Below are 16,497 nucleotides of genomic sequence, written 5' to 3' on the forward strand. Positions count from 1 at the left end.
CGAATGTGCCCACTCGCTCGCGGTTGCATCTATGCAGCCACAGATGCAACCCCGAGCGGGCCACTTGGCCGCCATTCACGTTGGTCACGCAGTAATGCCCAGAGAACGTCGACCAGTCTGCGAGCGAGTGCGATGGTGGCCTGGACGTGTCGTTGGTGTTCGGCGCGTTTACGTTGGTAGAACTCTCGTGACGGTCCTTCTCTTTGCGCACTGCTGAAGGCCGCCATGAAGAGGACGTGTCGTAGTCGTCGGTGGTAGCGCTTGGGACGGTGCAGGATTCCGGTGCGGGTTCCGGAATCGTTGGGAACGGGAGCAAGCCCTGCGTAGGCGGCCAGCTTGGCGGCGGTGCCGAATGCGGCGAGGTCACCCGCGGTGATGGCAAGGAGCTCGGCTCCCAGGCGCGCGCCGATACCGGGGACGCTCTCGATGATGTGGGCCTGGTGGTGACTGCGGAGGCGTTCGACGATCTGTTTGTCGAGAGCTTTGATCTCGTGGTCTAGGTCGAGCAGCTGCTCGGCGAGACGAATGACGAGTTGTTCGGTGGTCGATTCTGCTTGTACTGCAACGGTTTGCGCCTCGGCGGCGGCGAGCGCTTTGGTGACCATACCGGGGATTGTCGGCCGTCGGACACCGAGTTCGCGGAGATGGGTACCGATCTCGTCGGTGCCGGCGGTGCGGATCGCGGCTGGGGTGCAGTAGCGAGTGAGCAGGGCCAGTCCGGTGCGGGTGGTGTAGTCGAAGGCACGCTCGAGTTCAGGGAAGATCCGCAGTAGAAGTGCACGGAGTCGGTTGATGCGGGAAACCCACTCCCCCATCAGATCCGCCCGGTAGGCGGTCAATAGTCCGAGTTCGGCGACAACGTCGTCCGGGGTCGTGATCGTGGTCAGGTCGCGGCGTAGGCGAGCCGTTTCGGCGATGACCACGGCGTCTTTGGCGTCGGTTTTGCCTTCACCGGGGAAGGCACCGGTCATGCGGTTGACGACTCGCCCAGGCACGTAGGTGACCGTCTGGTCGGCTGCGACGAGGACAGCGAGAAGCAGAGCTGATTCGGGTGATGTCAGATCCACCGCCCACCGGATCACGGGTGAGCCGTCAGTCGTGCGCGCCTTGTCGAGGAGACGTTCGATGCTGTGTTGGTCGTTGTGGACGCGGACCGACCACAGTTGCCGGCCGGTGTTGTCGATCGCCGCGGCCTGATGGTGAGTCTTACCGATGTCGATACCGATCCACACCGCTTGCGGTTGTGCTGTCACAGAGTCCCTTCCGTCGAAGTGCCCCGACTGGGTGGACGGCTCCGCCGGCATTCCTCTAAGTAGCGACTCTTTCGCAGATACGTGTCTCAATCAGCGGCCGGAGTGTCCGCGACGGACGAGGTGGCCATCCCACCAAAGCCACACCAACGGCGGGTGATTGTCAGCCTCGCCTCGAACGTCGTCGGGCACCTGAAGTGATCACCTCCAGGTGGGGACGATTTTAGAGGTGATTGTGCGGGAGAGACTGAGATCGGCCAGGCTCGGTGTCGCGGTAGCGTCGAGCATCATCCTCGGCAGGAAGCGGGGATCCGGCTTTTGGAAAATTGTGTTGCTCGTTTACTTGTGCCAGGGATTGCACCAGGGTTTACTTGCCATCCTGGAACAAACCGTTGGGTTTACGTCGGTGAGAAAAGCGTGACGGTCGATCCCTCATGAAGGAGTAACCGATGCGGTGTTTCCCGACCCACCGAAGGGTTTGCCGAGCGGTGTTGACTGTGCTGATGACAGTGTCGCTCGGTGTCCTGGTTGCACCCACAGCCTCTGCGGACTGTGTGGGATTCGGATCGGAAACAGAACGGGTGACCTTCGCCCGCGATCGAGCTGCGATAGCTGCGATAGCGACTCCGACTGCTGTGGAGACGACCCCTCGCCCTCCGTCGGGTGGACTTCCGGTGGCCGTGTACACGTTCGCCATCGACACTGGCATCAAGGGTGTAGAAGCTAACGAGATTGTGAAGGTTGCTGCACCTCAGGACAATTCGAATGCACGCACTTTCGATATCGGCAAACGATACTTCCTCGCTCCGTTCGCGTCGGGCGAGGACTCCGGGAGCGGCGATCTCACTCGTTTGGCTTCCTACGCGGACGGTGCGTGCAGCCCGACAGCAGCTCTCGACGAGCTGAGTCCAGCATTCGCCGACCAATGGCCGACGACGTCGACGAGTTCCACTGCCGCGCCTACCGGTAGTGAGACACCGTTGGCGATCGAAGGTGACATGGTCGACGACGGCAGCACGGGTGACGACGGGGCGGGGACGATTCTTCTGGGTGTGGTCGCAATGGTGATTGTCGTCGCCGGCGGTTCTGTTCTGCTCGTGCGTCGACTACTTCGGTAACGATCACCTGTCGTGGATGAGATCTGTTCTGTTCTAATCGATCGATTCCCGCGTCACCCACAGCGCTGCCGGGACCTGAACTACCGGCGAAACCGCGGTCAGATCGGGTAATCGCCTTCCCCGTAGGCTCGAATTCACGGTCGACAGTCACTTCAGCCGCAGCACTCCAGCGGAGGTTGAATCGAATCCACATGCCACAGAGTAGAATTCGGCTAGATGTGCCTCGCAATCGACGTGCAGCCACTCGATATCGGTTGTACGTAGATCGGAAGCGACATGGGAGACGAGCCTGGTGCCGATCGCCTGGTGTCGCCATTCCGTAGCAACTGCGGTGTCGAGCAGGAACGCGTGTTTGCCACCGTCCCATGCTGCGTTCACGAATCCGCACAGCACAGTGCCATGGAAGGCACCAACCCACGATTTGCTGTGGCGCTGCAACCGAGATCCCCACGGCACCAACTCGTAGTTCCCCCCGAACGCATCGTGATGAAGCTGCGATAGCTGGACATCATCCACGTCGAAGCGGACTCGGAAATCGATAGCCATGCCGAATAGCATAGAAATGCTGACGATAGCCCGCATTCAGGCATGGAACGACGTTCCAGTTGTGACAGGATCGGCCCATGCCAGAGAAGAAGCCGACACCCGCGCGACGTTCCGACGCCCTGTCCAAAGGGCGCATCGTGCAGGCAGCGATCGAGATGCTCGACGAGGGTGGCACCGATGCTTTGACGTTCCGCACTCTCGCCGCACACCTGTCCACGGGCGCCGGAGCGCTCTATCACCACGTCGGGAACAGGGAAGATCTGCTCGCGGCAGCGGCCAAAGCCGTCATGGCGTCAGTGTTGGAATCCTCGCCCGAGATCGAGTCGACAGAGCAGGGCGTTCGCGGCGTGATGATGAGGGTGTTCGACATGATCACCACGCGGCCATGGGTGGCGACGCAACTCGCCGGCGCACCGTGGCAGCCGGCCGTCATGCATCTGTTCGACCGCATCGGAACCGAACTGGACGTCCGCGGAATTCCGGAGAATGAGCAGTTCGACGCCGCGTCCGTGCTCATGTACCACGCTCTCGGGGCTGCGAGCCAGCGCAATGCCGGGAGGCAACTAGCCGCCACGGTGACGGACCGCGCGACATTTCTCGACTCCACACGCTCGGCGGTGACGGATACCGGCGACTATCCGTTCCTGACCCGAATCGCGTCACAATTCGCCGAACATGATGATAGAGAACAGTTTCAGGCCGGTGTCGACATCATCCTGGCCGGCATCGACCGAACTAGCGCAAGACGATGAAGACAGCGCACAGGAGAAATACTCCGGCGGTGGTTCGGTCCACTATGCGTTGACCGCCGCGGTCGAAGAAGCGCCGAAGGCGCAATCCAGCGAGACCGTAGAGCCCGATGATCACCGCCATGACCGTGGTGAGGGTGAGTCCGAGCAACAGATAGTCGTCGAGGTGCACTTGTGTGAGGTCGATGACGCTGGGAAGTAGCGCAACGTAGAAGCCGATGGCCACGGGATTGGACATGGTGAGCACTATTCCGAGGCCGACACTGTGAGCTCGGCGGGGCGTGTCGCGTGTGGGCACTGATAGCGCCGGCGCTCCGGCTGTCCTCCACTTCTTCGCGGCGAGGTAACAGAGATACCCAGCGCCGGCCCAGGTGAGGACGCGAAGGATCGGCTCGTAGGCCGCCGTCGCCGCGGCGAGTCCTGCCATGGCCATGCCGAGGAGAGTCAGCTTTCCGACAATGATGCCGGCGGCCAGTCCAGAAACGCCCCGGAACCCGGAGTCGAGGGATCGAGCCGTCACCGCAACAACTTCGGGGCCGGGGGTGGCAGCTGATGCCGCGAACACTCCGGCGAACAGCGCGAGATCGGCAATGCCGATCACTGCCCGTCGCCGTCGACAGTGCGCGATGCAATCCGCGTCGGTGCCGTCACGTGCCGGGGGTGTTGATCGAGCCAGTCGAGGACGGTCTGCGCGTGTCGGTCCGGCGGGAACACAGGGTAGAACACGTGCTCGATGATTCCCCCGGTGATGACGAGAGCAAGTCGTCGGTAGACCGTGAGATCCCCTGTGCTGAACGTCGGTAGTCCGATCACGTCGTGCAGAATCAGTTCACTGTCGGTGAGCAGCGGATAGGGAAGTCGCAGTGCCCCAACCAGTTCCGATTGATATTCGACGGGTTGACTCGACAGTCCATAGACCGCGCTGATCCCGGCCTGCACCAGCTCTGCATAGTGGTTACGCATGTCGCAGTTGTGCGGGCTGCATCCGCGGGCACCGGGGATAGCGTCCCAACCGTCGGGCATGTCATGCCCTGGTGCACCGGTCATCGGGAACACATAGACCAGGACACGGCCCGTTCCGAGGGCAGAGAGGTCGACGTGGCCACCGTCTGTGGACGGTAACTGGGTGGTCGGCATTGCCACCCCGCGCAGATGATCGGTCGCACCATCGTCGTGTGGGACGTCGAGGTCGGCCGGCAGCGGGGCGAGATTGGGATTGCGCGCATCGGCGGTGGCCCACTCGTCGGCCATCCGTGCGCTTGCCTCGGCGAGGTTGGCGACCAGCGCGACGCGTTGTCGGTCGAGGTCGTCGATGGCCTGTTCGACCCGCTGGATCGCCCGGCGATACCCGGACAGCGAGGCGGGGCAGGTGTCCGCGTGCAGGCTTCCGGCGTTCAGGCAGTCGATGAACGGGTGCATGTCCGCGAGCGGAATTCCGAGTGCATTCAGGCGGTGGATCTGCGCGAAGACTCGAACCTGGTGGCGGTCGTACATGCGGCAACCGTTGGCGACCCGTTCGGGGACAACGAGATTCAATGCCTCGTATCCGCGCAACGCCTTCGACGAGGCACCGGTCTCGCGGGTCACATCTCCAACGCTCAGCAGGTCGTCCATCTCCGTACCGTAAACCCGGCCCCCAGGGGACAGGTCAAACGCGAAACGCGACCGCGGGCTTCCGCCTACTTGACAGCATTGGAACAGTGTTCCATTCTTCGTTGGAACAGTGTTCCAACGAAGAGCGGAGACAGTCATGGGTTCATCCATCTCGATCATCGGTGCAGGACTCGGCGGCCTGGTGCTGGCACGAGTACTGCACGTTCACGGAATCGCCGCCACGGTGTACGAGGCCGACGCTGCGGCCGATGTGCGCACTCAAGGCGGGCAGCTCGACATCCACGAGGAGGACGGGCAGGTCGCCCTCGCCGCAGCCGGGCTCACAGAACAGTTCCGCGCCATCATTCACGAGGGAGGCGAAGCGACTCGCGTCCTGCGTCCTAACGGTGAGGCTCTACTCGACGAAGCCGACGACGGCACCGGAGGCCGACCGGAGGTACTGCGCGGCGATCTGCGACGCATTCTGCTCGACTCACTGCCGGACGACACCGTTCAGTGGGGGCACAAGCTCACCTCCATCCGCCCATTGGGCAATGGGCAACACGCACTCGAGTTCGCGAACGGAACCACCACAGTCAGCGATTTGCTCGTCGGTGCCGACGGCGCGTGGTCACGAATCCGCTCTCTGCTCTCGGCTGCCCAACCCGAATACGTGGGCACCGTCTTCGTCGAGACCTACCTGCACGACGTCGACGCACGTCACCCCGCGACGGCTCGCGCAGTCGGCGGCGGTGCGATGTTCGCCCTCACCCCGGGTAAGGGGATCTCCGTGCATCGCGAGGCCGGCGACATCCTGCACACGTACGTTCAGCTCAATCGCAGCGTCGACTGGATCGACGCGATCGACTTCACCGACGCCGCCTCGGCCAAAGCCGCGATCGCAGCCGAATTCGATGGATGGGCACCGGAATTGACCGCGTTGATCACCGACGGCGAGACCGCGCTGGTTCCCCGAAAGATCTTCACGCTCCCCAACGACCACCGCTGGGATCCCACGCCGGGAGTGACACTCGTGGGCGATGCCGCACACCTGATGCCTCCCTCCGGAGACGGCGCCAATCTGGCGATGTTCGACGGCGCAGAACTCGCTCGCGCCATCGCCGATCACCGCGGCAACATCGATGCAGCCGTGTCCGTCTACGAGAAGGCCATGTTCATCCGAAGTGAAGCGGTGGCCATCCAGTCACACGAAACGCTCGACCTCTGCCTCGGGGAACGCTCCCCGTTCGGAATGATCGATCTGATCACCGGCGTCACCCCTGTGAGCTCGGGTGATCGTCTCTCGCAGTAACAGATTCACTGTCCGACGCCGTATCGAGCGCAAGGGCTGCAAGCAGCCGCAGGCCGTCCTCGCTGGCACTGCCGGCCGCGGCGCTCAGGACGATCATCTCCATTCCCGGCTCACCCGGCAGAGCGAAGTTCTCCTGATGAAGCTCCAACAAACCCACCAGCGGGTGACGGTAGGCCTTGCGCCCGTGGGTTCGAGCGCACACATCAGCGCGGGCCCACAGTCGACGGAATCGGTCACTTCCCATGGACAATTCCCCGATCAGCGACGCCAACTGGGGATCGTCCGGATATTGTCCCGCAGCAAGCCGAAGATGACCGACGACATCCATGGTGCAGGTGTTCCAGTCGTCGTACAGCCCCCGCTCGGTCTCTTCGAGAAAGATGTGTCGCGCAGTGTTCAACCCCGGGATCGGCTGGCCGTACAGCACCCGCGCAAGTCGGTTGCCCGCAAGCACATTCATACGGTGATCCATGATGAACGCAGGCGCTCCCTCGACCAGATCGAGCACGCGTAGAAGTTCGGGGCGCACGCGCCCCTTCGGGGTCTTCGCAGGTCGACGACGTCGACGGGCAAGCCGATCCAGGTGCGCCCGTTCGGTGTCGTCCAAAGCGAACACCCGCGCCAGAGCATCGAGAATCTGCTCGGACGGCTGTGTGGCACGGCCCTGTTCGAGACGAACGTAGTAATCGATGCTGACACCCGACAGGTGAGCGACCTCCTCGCGCCGCAGCCCGTCGACGCGGCGATACCGGTCGACGGGAATTCCGACCGACGCCGGATCGACACGGGACCGCCGAATTCTCAAGAAGTTCGCCAAATCGTCCACACCTGAAGTATCCCCCGTATTCGTCGGTCGAGAGTGGTACCGCCGATACCAGGAACACCGACCACAGGACATCGCGCCCCTGAACGAGACGGGCAGAACGAGACAGGGTGAAGGCGTCACTCGAACACAACTCGACAACAGGGAGCACCCGTGAAGACGCTCATCGTCTATGCCCACCCAGAACCACAGTCGCTCAACCACTCCCTCAAAGATCTGGCCGTCACCACGTTGGAAGCCGCAGGCCACGAAGTGCAGGTGACCGATCTGTACGGATCGAAGTGGAAAGCTGCACTCGACGCCTCGGACTACGGCCCTGCCGCGTCCTCGCCACTGCGGGTGGCTGCAGATTCCGGACGGGCTTTCGACACCGGCACTCTCACGTCCGATGTCCGCACCGAGCAGGAAAAGCTGTTGTGGGCCGACACCATCATCTTCCAGTTCCCGCTGTGGTGGTACTCGATGCCCGCGATCCTGAAGGGGTGGGTCGATCGAGTGTTCACCTACCACTTCGCTTATGGCGTCGGCGAACACAGCGACACCAAGTACGGTGAGCGCTACGGCGAAGGAACCCTCGCCGGCAAGAGAGCACTGCTGTCGGTCACCGTGGGCGGCCCTGAAGCCCACTACTCGGATCGAGGCATCAACGGCCCGATCGACGACCTGTTGTTCCCCATTCACCACGGCATCCTCTACTACCCGGGAATCGACGTTCTACCTCCGTTCGTCGTCCACGGATCCGATCGATTGACGGCCGAGGAGTACGCAATTGCGGCGAAGAACTGGGAACGGCGACTACTCGAACTCGAGACGACCGAACCGATAGCGTTCAGGAAGCAGAACTTCGGCGATTACGAGATGCCGTCCCTTCGTCTCAAAGAGGGCCTCGAAGAACCCGGGCAGTCGAGTTTCGCCTTGCACGTGCGGTCGTGATCACTTGTCGCCGAGCGCGTTTCCGCGCTGGCGATGAATGGTCAGGTGGCTGCGGGTGCAGGGGTGCTACATGCCGTTGCTCACGATCGACCACGGATCCGACGATTCCTGCCGTGCGAGGATGTATCCCCAGGTTGTTGCCCCTTCGTGCATGGACCCGTCGCCGCCGGTGAGATCGAAGCGCACCGACACCCAGGCCTCGAATCGATAGCCTTCGGCGGCTGTACCCGGGGTCGGGTCTTCCTCGGTAACTCTGACGATCTCGAGGTTGTCCAGGTGTGCCCGAGGTGCGTTGAACCAGCCCTGCATCCCCTGCCACCCCTCGTCCGCGACCAAGGACTCACCCGTCGACGAATCGCCGGCGTTGACCGCATCGACCCAACCTCGGACCACCGCTGCCGGGTCCTGCCGATCGACCGTTTCAACCGACTCGCCAGCGGTGCCGCTGTGTGTGCACCCTGCGAGCACCAACGCCAGGAGCACCAGCACGGCACCGAGGCTGGACACTGCCGACCACCGACTCTTCATCGCACCTACTTCACACCAAGATTCGCATAGCCACAACGACAACGGTCGCCGTTGCAGTGGGCGACCCCCCCATGTGGCACTCCCCCGGGCTCCGGCGGCAGAGGACGTGATGATTCGTACCTTCGTTCATCGAGAACGCGGACAACAGAAACGTCGGCAGTTGTCACGCCCGGCGAAGGACGTCGCGTGTGAGCTCGAGCTGGCCGAGGTGTTGGGACAGCTCGCGCACCAGGTGTGTCAACACCCATTCCGGGGTGGCGGTTGCAAGTTCCGGGCGCGTGGAACCCATGACGGTCCGATCACGAATCCCTTCGCGCAATGCCATATCCACCCACTCGGGCAGACGCGTACGAACGTCGTCGACCCGTGTGATCAGGTCATCTACCCGGCCGGTGGCCGTGAATTCGGTGGCGCGGTCCCGCGGAAGTTTCAGGCCGGCGATCACCGAGCCTCCCCAGTGCTCGATCACGGCGACACAGTGGAAGACGATGGCGTACGGACTGTTGGCACCCGGCAGATCCGGTGTGGTGTTGGCCAGCTCGTCACCCAGGCCCCTGAGGATTTCCGTCATCGACGACAGACTCTCGCCGACGATCACGAGAGTGGCGTCGGCTACGCGTCTTTCGATGTCGTCCTGCATCACCGGACCGTACACCTGACCCTCTCCCGTACCCAGTGTCGATGGCGTCTCGATAGCTCGTTTGCCACCATCTCGCCTCGAATAGGAGAGAGGATGGGGCCATCGCCGGATTCCGAAACCAGTGGAGGTTGTCATGGCAAGACTCGTTCAGCGGCTTGCAGTGTGCGGTGCGGTGATGGTCGGTGCGGCGTTCACGTCAACTGCAGTGGCGTCCGCGGAGGTGACGATCCCGTTTCAATTCAACCCAGCGCCCTACGGAAACCCCAGGGGCAGTGTCGATTCACCCCCGAGCAATTGTGCCGTGGTGGTCGGCGAGCAACCCGGGATCGCCAAGGTCACGGACGTCCCGAACGCGAACACCGGGTGCTACCTCATTTCCGACGTGCGCTGGGTGAACCTGACTACCGGGGCCAGTGGCAACGCCCGATTGTCCGACGCCCTCTTCGGATCCCCGCACGAGGCAATTGTGTACAGCGGGCCAGGGCAAGTGGTACTCGTCGGACTACCGACTTCCGCAACCACCGTGCCGGGGTTCGCGACGTTCTACGTTCCGTAGCCATTCGAGAAGGTATCGACCGCAGAACGTAGGACAGCACAATCGGGCGAGGGTGGTTTAGATTAGGGCATCCAAACTACGCTCGAAGGAGACTCGATGAATCCCGTGGTGAATCGGCGGACTGCGTTGTCGATGACGTTCGTGTCGGTCGCCGGTCTCGTTGTTGCCGGCTGCGCCAACGGCTCGGCGGAACGTTCGGATGGCTCCAGTTCGGCGGCGAACGTCGAGAGCGGCGCGTTCCCTGTGACGATCGAGCACAAGCTCGGTTCGACGACCATCCAGGCCGCTCCCACTCGTATCGCCGCGGTGGGCATCGGCGACTCCGACGTCCTGCTCTCGTTGGGTTTGACGCCCGTACTGGTGCCGGTGTGGAAGGGCTCGACCGACGACGGCATCGGCATCTGGGCCGAACCGACCGTCAAGGGTGACGAACCGGTAGCACTGGCGAATGCGACAACCGAGTTCGATGTGGAGACCATCGCGGCCGCCGCCCCCGATCTGATCATCGCCGTCAACAACGCCATCGACGAAAACGTCTACGCGAAGCTCAGTGCGATTGCACCGACAGTGCTGCACGCTGCGGGTCAGACCGATTGGGTGCTGCCGTGGCAGGAGGTGACCACCAGAATCGGACGCTCCGTGGGTTTGCCGAGTGCCGCTCAGGCCGAGGTCGACCGCGTCGAAGCCCTTGTGGCGCAGGCTCGAACCGACAATCCGCAGTTCGTCGGCAAGACGGCTGCATTGGTCATCAGGTGGAGTGACGGCAAGCTACGGGCGTTCAGTCCCGACTCGGCGCGGGCCCAGCTGTTGACCGCACTCGGCTTCGAGGCACCCGCCGCATTGGCGTCCCAATTCGAAGGCAAGCTGAACACCGAACTGTCGGCGGAAAGCTACAGCTTGCTCGACTGCGACTACCTCTTCTTCGACAATTACGAACTCCACCGCGAGTCCATGGAATCGCAGGAGACATTCACCAATCTGGGCGTCGTGCGCAACGGTGGATTGATCGCGCTGGATCCGATTGTCTCCGACGCAGTGTCGATGCCGAATCCGCTGACCATCCCGTTTGTGCTGTCTGCGTTCATCGACGACATCAAGGCTGTCGACGCGGCCAGATAGCGTCGGACATCGACGACCACACACCGAGCACGACGGCAGGCGCGGCGATGCAGCCGGCGACCACCAACCATGGGGTCGCCGCTGCAACGCTGCCGTCGTCGAGGCGATCGTAGAGATACCCCACGCCGATCGTGCCGATCAGCGACAGACATCCACCGATGGTGTTGAGCAGTCCGAAATGTGCTCCGAGATAACGTTCTCCGGCAATTCGGGCCAGTGTGTCTCGCATCGACGGCACCATCAACATCTGCCCCAGATGCAGTAGCGCGATCCACGCTGCAATCTGTGCGTACGGCCACACCGAGTCGGTGACGGTGCCTGGTCCTACCGCCGGAATCACGAACGATGCCGCCATGACGGCCAAGCCGATGGTTGTCGCGGCCCGCGATCCCATCCGTGCGGCGACTGCCACCATCGGCCGCTGACCGACGATCACCAGTACCGCTGCCCCGACGTAGAACCAGCCGAGCAGATCCTGCGAGCCGATACGTAGTGAGAGTTGCTCGGGCAGCATCAGATACAGCTGAGCGAGCGCGACGAACTGTGCGCTGCACAGCGTGGCCAGCACGACGTAGCGTCGATTGCCCAACACCACACGCCAGACCCGGGTGATGGAAGTACCGACGACACTGCCGGTTTCGATTGTCCTGGGGAACAGGAAGTAGAACCCGAACCACATGCCGGCGAACAAGATTGCGGCCACGGCGGCGGACGCCGAGAACGGGAACACCAGGAGCACCGCCCCCAACGCGGGCCCGAGCACGGTGCCGAGCCGACTGCTCATCTGCTCATAACCGAACAGTTCGGTGCGCTTGATGACGCCCAAGTCTTCGAGCTGTCGACCGATATCGGCGTTGGCCGATTCCACCGCGGGCGCGAACAATGCTGCGGCGAAACCGATCAGCAGAATCCCGACGATCACAGCGGGGAGGCTGCTCGCAAGCGCCAGCACAACGAACCCGACGATGCGTATTGCTATGCCCCACAGAATGACCGGTCGACGACCGAAGCGATCGGCAATACTGCCGCCGAGAAAGAACATGCCCTGCTGACTGAACGTGCGCAGACCCAACACGAGCCCGACGATCCAACTCGCGAATCCGAGCTCCTCCGACAGATGCACCGCGAGAAACGGAACCACCAGGTAGAAGCCGACATTGAACAACACCATCGATGCCAACACGAGCTTGACCACCGACGGAAGGTCTCGTAGCCGACCTCGCGCCGACGCACCACCGACTCCAGGGTTGATCGTCACGAACGTCGACACTACTGGCGCGACGGCCGGTGCGGTCCCCTCAGCCTGGCAGACTTCCTTCATCGGGATGAGCCATCCACTTGGGAGCTGCGATAGGTTCGAGCGGCTGCAACACGACCGCTTACGCCACCCATCGGAAGTGAACGAGTGCAAACACCATTGAGCTTGGCGGCGGCCCGAATAAGCCTAGGGCCGACCGCAATGCGCCGTGCCGCAATCGCATCGATCGTGATGACCATCCTCGTAGTGGCGGGGGGTGCGTTCGTCCGGGTGACGGGCTCCGGGCTGGGGTGCCCAACTTGGCCCTCGTGCACAGACGGTTCACTCGGTCCCACAGCAGAGATGGGGATCCATGGCGTCATCGAATTCGTCAACAGACTGCTGACCTGGGTGCTATGCGCCACTGTTGGTCTCGTGATCCTAGTAGCGCGGTGCCAGCAACCGCCGCGCTGCGACGTACTGACTACGGCATGGTGGCAGTTCTGGATCGTGATTCTCAACGCGATCGTCGGAGGTATCACCGTGCTCGCTCGTCTGAGCCCGTACATGGTTGCAGCTCACTTCATCGCCGCCATGCTGTTGCTGACGGTAGCGACACGAACCTTCGATCTCATCGAATCGCACGACGTAACTGTTGTGACTGCCACCGGCCGTCTTCGGTTGCACGGGATGCTCCTACTTGTGGTTGCCGCCTCGCTCATCCTCATCGGCACCGTGGTGACTGGCACAGGTGTACATGCTGGCGACTCCGCCGATGTGCACCGCATTCCGTTGGACTGGACCGTCATGACTCTGGTGCACGGCACCGTCGCCCTCGTCCTCGCCGTCGTGGCAGTAGCGATGATTCTGCATGCTCGTTCTGCGGGCGCTCGCAGACTCACTCGGTCGGCCGGCGTGTTGGTTGGCCTGATCGTCGCGCAGGGCGCAATCGGGGTGCTGCAATCCCTCGGTGTGCAGCCCGAAATGCTGATCGTGTTGCATCTGATCGGATCAGCGCTGATTTGGGCCGGCGTTCTGAGAATCGTGTTCGAAACCCGTCGGATCGACGCCGGCGGACCATGGCAACGAGAGGCTCGCCGAGTACCAGCTCCGTCATCAGCCGATGTTGATCGGTAGGCCAGGATCGTTGAGCCAGTAGGTAACACGCCCTATTTGGTTCACGAGCTGTGTCATCAACAGAGCACGCAGCGCGAAATGACGCGCATCCTGGACATGGGGAATCACGTTCCACGCTCCGAGTAGGTCATCCAATTGGGCGCCAACTGCACCAATGGGCCGTAGTGCCGCGGGTCCCGTGCGCATCGAGCGGTGTAGAGCCAGCCGGACCGCGACAGCGTGTTGCTGCGTTTGCTATCCACGAAAGACACACAGTTGTCAGATTCGACGCGTACGTGAGACAACGAAACGCCACTGATCCGGATCGAGCCGATGCGCTGGATGTGCTTGTCGAGCATGGTTTCCGCGAGGCTTTCCATCTCGGGTCTGGCGCGGTCGAAGTCCCGTTCGACCGGCCTTTCGATTGCAATGAATGCCACAGCGGCAGCCAGAACCACCAGCGGGGCGGCCACACTCTGCCACGGCCAACGCCCAGTAGAGGTCCGATAACGGTGCAGCCGGTAGATCCACACGACACCGACGACAATGAGGCCAGCCACTGCCATCCACACGATCACCAAGTCGAGGAACAGATTCCACGGTGAGCGATAGTCCCACCACTCGAATCGGTTCCCTGCGAGAAGTGCGAGAAAGACAACCGTCGCCAGAGCGGTGCCGATCCCCGGCCGACGCCGCGTCACCCGCGTGGTGTCTTCTGCCATGAATTCACCTTCCTGGTTCAACTCGGCGAAAAACCGCCCACATCCAGGGAGATCCACAAGAGGGCCACTGGCCCGTAGACGGCTGTGAAAGATCCAACGGCACACACGCTCACCCAAATCGACGGGCGCGCAGCCCACACGATCAGTCCGTAGCAGCCGTACACGGCGATCGGCGGAAGCAACCAGGTCAGCCAATACGTAAGAGGTACGTCAGGCGCGCTCGCGCCCCGATCGCTCACCGGAACGGCGAAGATTCCAGGAAGATCCGGTGCCACTCTCAGTGCCCACACGGCACCCACGAAACCCAGGGCACCTCCGACGACAAGGGCGACCACCGATAGAAGCGAGTCCAGAAGATGTCGGTTGGTTTCGCTCCGATCCTCGTTGTGCACGTAGCCAGACTAGGGCCTGACCGTCCGCCTTCGGTCATGATGTACCGGTGCCATCTATCGATCCGTTCCATGCCTCGTTCTGATGAACGCGTTGCCCGAAAGTATCACGATGATCTAATATCTCGATTGTCGAGATATTAGGGAGATCAGTGAATCAGTTCAGTCGTAGCCCAGCAGCCGAGGCATTCTTCTCGGCCTACGACCGCGTGCTGGCCAAGTGGCCGGTTCTCACTGACACCATCGATGTCGAATCCGAATACGGCACAACCCGAATCAACGCTTCCGGACCCGCCGGGGGAACTCCAGTGGTGCTCCTGCCCGGTGGCGGAGCAACCTCTACTGTCTGGTTCGCCAACATCGCAGCCCTGGCCCGGGGCAATCGGGTCTTCGCAATCGACCCTATGGGTGAGCCCGGACGGAGCGTGGTCGGCGAGAAGCCGATCCGGGCAGTCGATGACCTGATGTCCTGGCTCGATCAAATACTCGACACGCTGGAAGTCACACGGACTTCGGTAATCGGACATGGGTACGGGGCGAAGGTGGCGCTCGACTATGCGCTGCACCGGCCCAAGCGCGTCGGCAGACTTGTTTTACTGGATCCACCATCGTGCTTCGCCGGCATGCGACTGGCATATCTTCTGCACGCGGTGCCCATTCTGGTGCGACCGACTCGCACGCGAATGCGTTCTCTGATCCGGTGGGAAACGCAGAATGCTCCGATAGACGCAGACTGGCTCGACCTCACCGAGCGAGGCACCGACTTCCCGTCGAGCAGACCAGTAGTTCCGCGCCGTCCTAAGAAAGATCGATGGGCGACGCTGTCCGCGGACGTAACCGTCGTCTTTGCCGGTGAGAGCAAGGTGCACAACAGTTCTCGTATCGCGCACGCTGTTGGGGAAGTTCTTCCGAACGCACACACCGTCGTCCTGCCCGGCTGCAGCCACCATATGTTGCCGATGCTGCCGGCCGGGAAACTGGATGCAGTGCTGCTGAATGCTCTGGGCTGACATCTACCGTCTGATGACCGCGAGCTATAGCTGACGCACTCGCCCCTCCACCCCGATTGGCCGCAGGTCGGCTCAGCGCCAGACGTTCAAAGCATGGGAAGCGCTACTCCCTGTTAGGGTTTGCCGACATGAGGTGGTCGATCGCCCTGATCGCGGCGCTGTTCGTCGCAACCGCATGCGGCACCCCGGCCGAGGACCCGCCTAGCACCGCGTCGCCGACGTCCGAGCGCTATTACACGACCGCTCCTACAAACGCCCCCGTCGACGAAACCGCCGTTTGTGTGGACTCCGACCAGCCGAACATCACCGAGGACGACTACGTCACGTACTGGCAGACCGTGTTCGACGACCAGCGTGCCGCCTACCCGGATCAATCGTTCCCATTACCTGCACAGATCGCCCAGGACAAGAGCGCGGAATGGCGGCAGGGGCCGAACGACGAAGTTCCGAGCGGCGCAGACGCAGCCTTCTCGAATGCAGTGTGCGGCTTGCCGATCAACGACGGGCAGCTGCACTCGGGAATCGAGTTCCGCGCCCTCCGAGGCCAGGTTGCACAGTACGGACGAGCAACGTGCAACTCGATCGCCGGTTCCGGAGTTCGCCAGATGTGGGAACAACTGCATCCGAACGACCGTGCGGCCCCGTCGATGCCTAGCGATCAGGTGGCTCAGTTCGATCTTCTCGTCTATTCGGCACTGGCATACGTATGTCCGCAACTGGCCGACTACCAGGGCCTGCCCGTCATGAAGGACTGTGCCGACTTGACGCCCGACCCCTCGGCAGATCCCGAAGCGCGGGTTTTCTGTCGCGGTGAACGCTGAGCTCAGGATGTCGTCGTCCGTCACGCACTCCGTCA

At 62.4% G+C, this 16,497-nt stretch carries 18 protein-coding genes; 9 read left to right on the forward strand and 9 right to left on the reverse strand.

Annotated elements, in window-relative coordinates; all coding sequences use genetic code 11:
- Positions 1–29: 29 nt before the first annotated feature.
- A complete protein-coding gene (locus CH268_RS09405) occupies positions 30–1,253 on the reverse strand; it encodes an IS110 family transposase (protein ID WP_094663533.1) in 1,224 nt (407 codons plus the stop codon).
- 500 nt (positions 1,254–1,753) lie between these two features.
- On the opposite strand from CH268_RS09405, the gene CH268_RS09415 reads away from it, so the two are divergent.
- Positions 1,754–2,368 (forward strand): hypothetical protein, encoded by a 615-nt coding sequence (locus CH268_RS09415; RefSeq protein ID WP_139278401.1) that lies wholly within the window; start codon positions 1,754–1,756, stop codon positions 2,366–2,368.
- 147 nt (positions 2,369–2,515) lie between these two features.
- On the opposite strand, the gene CH268_RS09420 is transcribed toward CH268_RS09415, so the two are convergent.
- Complete coding sequence (locus tag CH268_RS09420) at positions 2,516–2,950, reverse strand: GNAT family N-acetyltransferase (RefSeq protein WP_217900902.1); 435 nt, start codon at positions 2,948–2,950, stop codon at positions 2,516–2,518.
- Between the two features lie 41 nt (positions 2,951–2,991).
- On the opposite strand from CH268_RS09420, the gene CH268_RS09425 reads away from it, so the two are divergent.
- A complete protein-coding gene (locus tag CH268_RS09425) occupies positions 2,992–3,666 on the forward strand; it encodes a TetR/AcrR family transcriptional regulator (protein ID WP_032392168.1) in 675 nt (224 codons plus the stop codon).
- Here the strand turns inward: CH268_RS09425 and CH268_RS09430 are convergent.
- Entirely contained in the window at positions 3,650–4,264 is a 615-nt protein-coding gene (locus tag CH268_RS09430; protein WP_176457900.1) for a LysE family translocator, read from the reverse strand. The two genes, CH268_RS09425 and CH268_RS09430, sit on opposite strands and share 17 nt — an antisense overlap.
- Positions 4,261–5,277, reverse strand: a complete 1,017-nt coding sequence (locus tag CH268_RS09435) for a redoxin family protein (protein WP_217900903.1) — start codon at positions 5,275–5,277, stop codon at positions 4,261–4,263. Before CH268_RS09435 ends, CH268_RS09430 begins: the two co-directional genes overlap by 4 nt.
- Positions 5,278–5,413: 136 nt before the next feature.
- On the opposite strand from CH268_RS09435, the gene CH268_RS09440 reads away from it, so the two are divergent.
- Positions 5,414–6,568, forward strand: a complete 1,155-nt coding sequence (locus CH268_RS09440; RefSeq protein ID WP_094663537.1) for an FAD-dependent oxidoreductase — start codon at positions 5,414–5,416, stop codon at positions 6,566–6,568.
- Here CH268_RS09440 and CH268_RS09445 read toward each other — a convergent pair.
- Entirely contained in the window at positions 6,531–7,394 is an 864-nt protein-coding gene (locus CH268_RS09445) for a helix-turn-helix transcriptional regulator (protein ID WP_094663539.1), read from the reverse strand. The two genes, CH268_RS09440 and CH268_RS09445, sit on opposite strands and share 38 nt — an antisense overlap.
- 150 nt (positions 7,395–7,544) lie before the next feature.
- On the opposite strand from CH268_RS09445, the gene CH268_RS09450 reads away from it, so the two are divergent.
- Positions 7,545–8,324 carry an NAD(P)H-dependent oxidoreductase gene (locus CH268_RS09450; RefSeq protein ID WP_094663541.1) on the forward strand — a complete coding sequence of 260 codons (780 nt, stop codon included), beginning with the start codon at positions 7,545–7,547 and terminating at the stop codon, positions 8,322–8,324.
- 66 nt (positions 8,325–8,390) lie between these two features.
- On the opposite strand, the gene CH268_RS09455 is transcribed toward CH268_RS09450, so the two are convergent.
- Together CH268_RS09455 and CH268_RS09460 are read right to left on the reverse strand one after the other, a co-directional pair.
- Entirely contained in the window at positions 8,391–8,852 is a 462-nt protein-coding gene (locus tag CH268_RS09455) for a hypothetical protein (RefSeq protein WP_032371780.1), read from the reverse strand.
- Between the two features lie 163 nt (positions 8,853–9,015).
- Positions 9,016–9,492 carry a DinB family protein gene (locus CH268_RS09460; RefSeq protein WP_032372002.1) on the reverse strand — a complete coding sequence of 159 codons (477 nt, stop codon included), beginning with the start codon at positions 9,490–9,492 and terminating at the stop codon, positions 9,016–9,018.
- Between the two features lie 133 nt (positions 9,493–9,625).
- Between CH268_RS09460 and CH268_RS09465 the strand changes: the two genes are divergently transcribed.
- Together CH268_RS09465 and CH268_RS09470 are read left to right on the forward strand one after the other, a co-directional pair.
- Positions 9,626–10,048, forward strand: a complete 423-nt coding sequence (locus CH268_RS09465) for a hypothetical protein (RefSeq protein WP_255182333.1) — start codon at positions 9,626–9,628, stop codon at positions 10,046–10,048.
- Positions 10,049–10,144: 96 nt separating this feature from the next.
- A complete protein-coding gene (locus CH268_RS09470; RefSeq protein WP_032371778.1) occupies positions 10,145–11,167 on the forward strand; it encodes an ABC transporter substrate-binding protein in 1,023 nt (340 codons plus the stop codon).
- Here the strand turns inward: CH268_RS09470 and CH268_RS09475 are convergent.
- The gene (locus CH268_RS09475; protein ID WP_255182334.1) at positions 11,142–12,425 is read right to left on the reverse strand and encodes an MFS transporter; all 1,284 of its coding nucleotides are present in this window, start codon (positions 12,423–12,425) and stop codon (positions 11,142–11,144) included. The genes CH268_RS09470 and CH268_RS09475 overlap by 26 nt on opposite strands.
- 201 nt (positions 12,426–12,626) lie before the next feature.
- On the opposite strand from CH268_RS09475, the gene CH268_RS09480 reads away from it, so the two are divergent.
- The gene (locus CH268_RS09480; RefSeq protein ID WP_094663545.1) at positions 12,627–13,541 is read left to right on the forward strand and encodes a COX15/CtaA family protein; all 915 of its coding nucleotides are present in this window, start codon (positions 12,627–12,629) and stop codon (positions 13,539–13,541) included.
- A 104-nt stretch (positions 13,542–13,645) separates the two neighbouring features.
- Here the strand turns inward: CH268_RS09480 and CH268_RS09485 are convergent, their stop codons facing one another.
- Positions 13,646–14,242 carry a hypothetical protein gene (locus CH268_RS09485; protein ID WP_094663547.1) on the reverse strand — a complete coding sequence of 199 codons (597 nt, stop codon included), beginning with the start codon at positions 14,240–14,242 and terminating at the stop codon, positions 13,646–13,648.
- Between the two features lie 541 nt (positions 14,243–14,783).
- Between CH268_RS09485 and CH268_RS09495 the strand changes: the two genes are divergently transcribed.
- Both CH268_RS09495 and CH268_RS09500 read left to right on the forward strand, forming a co-directional pair.
- Positions 14,784–15,641 (forward strand): alpha/beta fold hydrolase, encoded by an 858-nt coding sequence (locus CH268_RS09495; protein WP_255182335.1) that lies wholly within the window; start codon positions 14,784–14,786, stop codon positions 15,639–15,641.
- Between the two features lie 128 nt (positions 15,642–15,769).
- Positions 15,770–16,462 (forward strand): hypothetical protein, encoded by a 693-nt coding sequence (locus CH268_RS09500; protein ID WP_094663551.1) that lies wholly within the window; start codon positions 15,770–15,772, stop codon positions 16,460–16,462.
- The last annotated feature ends 35 nt before the right edge of the window (positions 16,463–16,497 follow it).

This window comes from Rhodococcus sp. 06-1460-1B (assembly GCF_002258475.1).
Taxonomy (GTDB): Bacteria; Actinomycetota; Actinomycetes; order Mycobacteriales; family Mycobacteriaceae; genus Rhodococcoides; species Rhodococcoides fascians.

Bases quoted from the DNA above. Each gene is read 5' to 3' on its own strand.
- CH268_RS09440 (WP_094663537.1), top strand. From the start codon at position 5,414: ATGGGTTCATCCATCTCGATCATCGGTGCAGGACTCGGCGGCCTGGTG.
- CH268_RS09460 (WP_032372002.1), bottom strand. From the start codon at position 9,492: ATGCAGGACGACATCGAAAGACGCGTAGCCGACGCCACTCTCGTGATC.
- CH268_RS09485 (WP_094663547.1), bottom strand. From the start codon at position 14,242: ATGGCAGAAGACACCACGCGGGTGACGCGGCGTCGGCCGGGGATCGGC.
- CH268_RS09425 (WP_032392168.1), top strand. From the start codon at position 2,992: ATGCCAGAGAAGAAGCCGACACCCGCGCGACGTTCCGACGCCCTGTCC.
- CH268_RS09470 (WP_032371778.1), top strand. From the start codon at position 10,145: ATGAATCCCGTGGTGAATCGGCGGACTGCGTTGTCGATGACGTTCGTG.
- CH268_RS09415 (WP_139278401.1), top strand. From the start codon at position 1,754: ATGACAGTGTCGCTCGGTGTCCTGGTTGCACCCACAGCCTCTGCGGAC.
- CH268_RS09455 (WP_032371780.1), bottom strand. From the start codon at position 8,852: ATGAAGAGTCGGTGGTCGGCAGTGTCCAGCCTCGGTGCCGTGCTGGTG.
- CH268_RS09420 (WP_217900902.1), bottom strand. From the start codon at position 2,950: ATGCGGGCTATCGTCAGCATTTCTATGCTATTCGGCATGGCTATCGAT.
- CH268_RS09435 (WP_217900903.1), bottom strand. From the start codon at position 5,277: ATGGACGACCTGCTGAGCGTTGGAGATGTGACCCGCGAGACCGGTGCC.
- CH268_RS09480 (WP_094663545.1), top strand. From the start codon at position 12,627: ATGCGCCGTGCCGCAATCGCATCGATCGTGATGACCATCCTCGTAGTG.
- CH268_RS09465 (WP_255182333.1), top strand. From the start codon at position 9,626: ATGGCAAGACTCGTTCAGCGGCTTGCAGTGTGCGGTGCGGTGATGGTC.
- CH268_RS09500 (WP_094663551.1), top strand. From the start codon at position 15,770: ATGAGGTGGTCGATCGCCCTGATCGCGGCGCTGTTCGTCGCAACCGCA.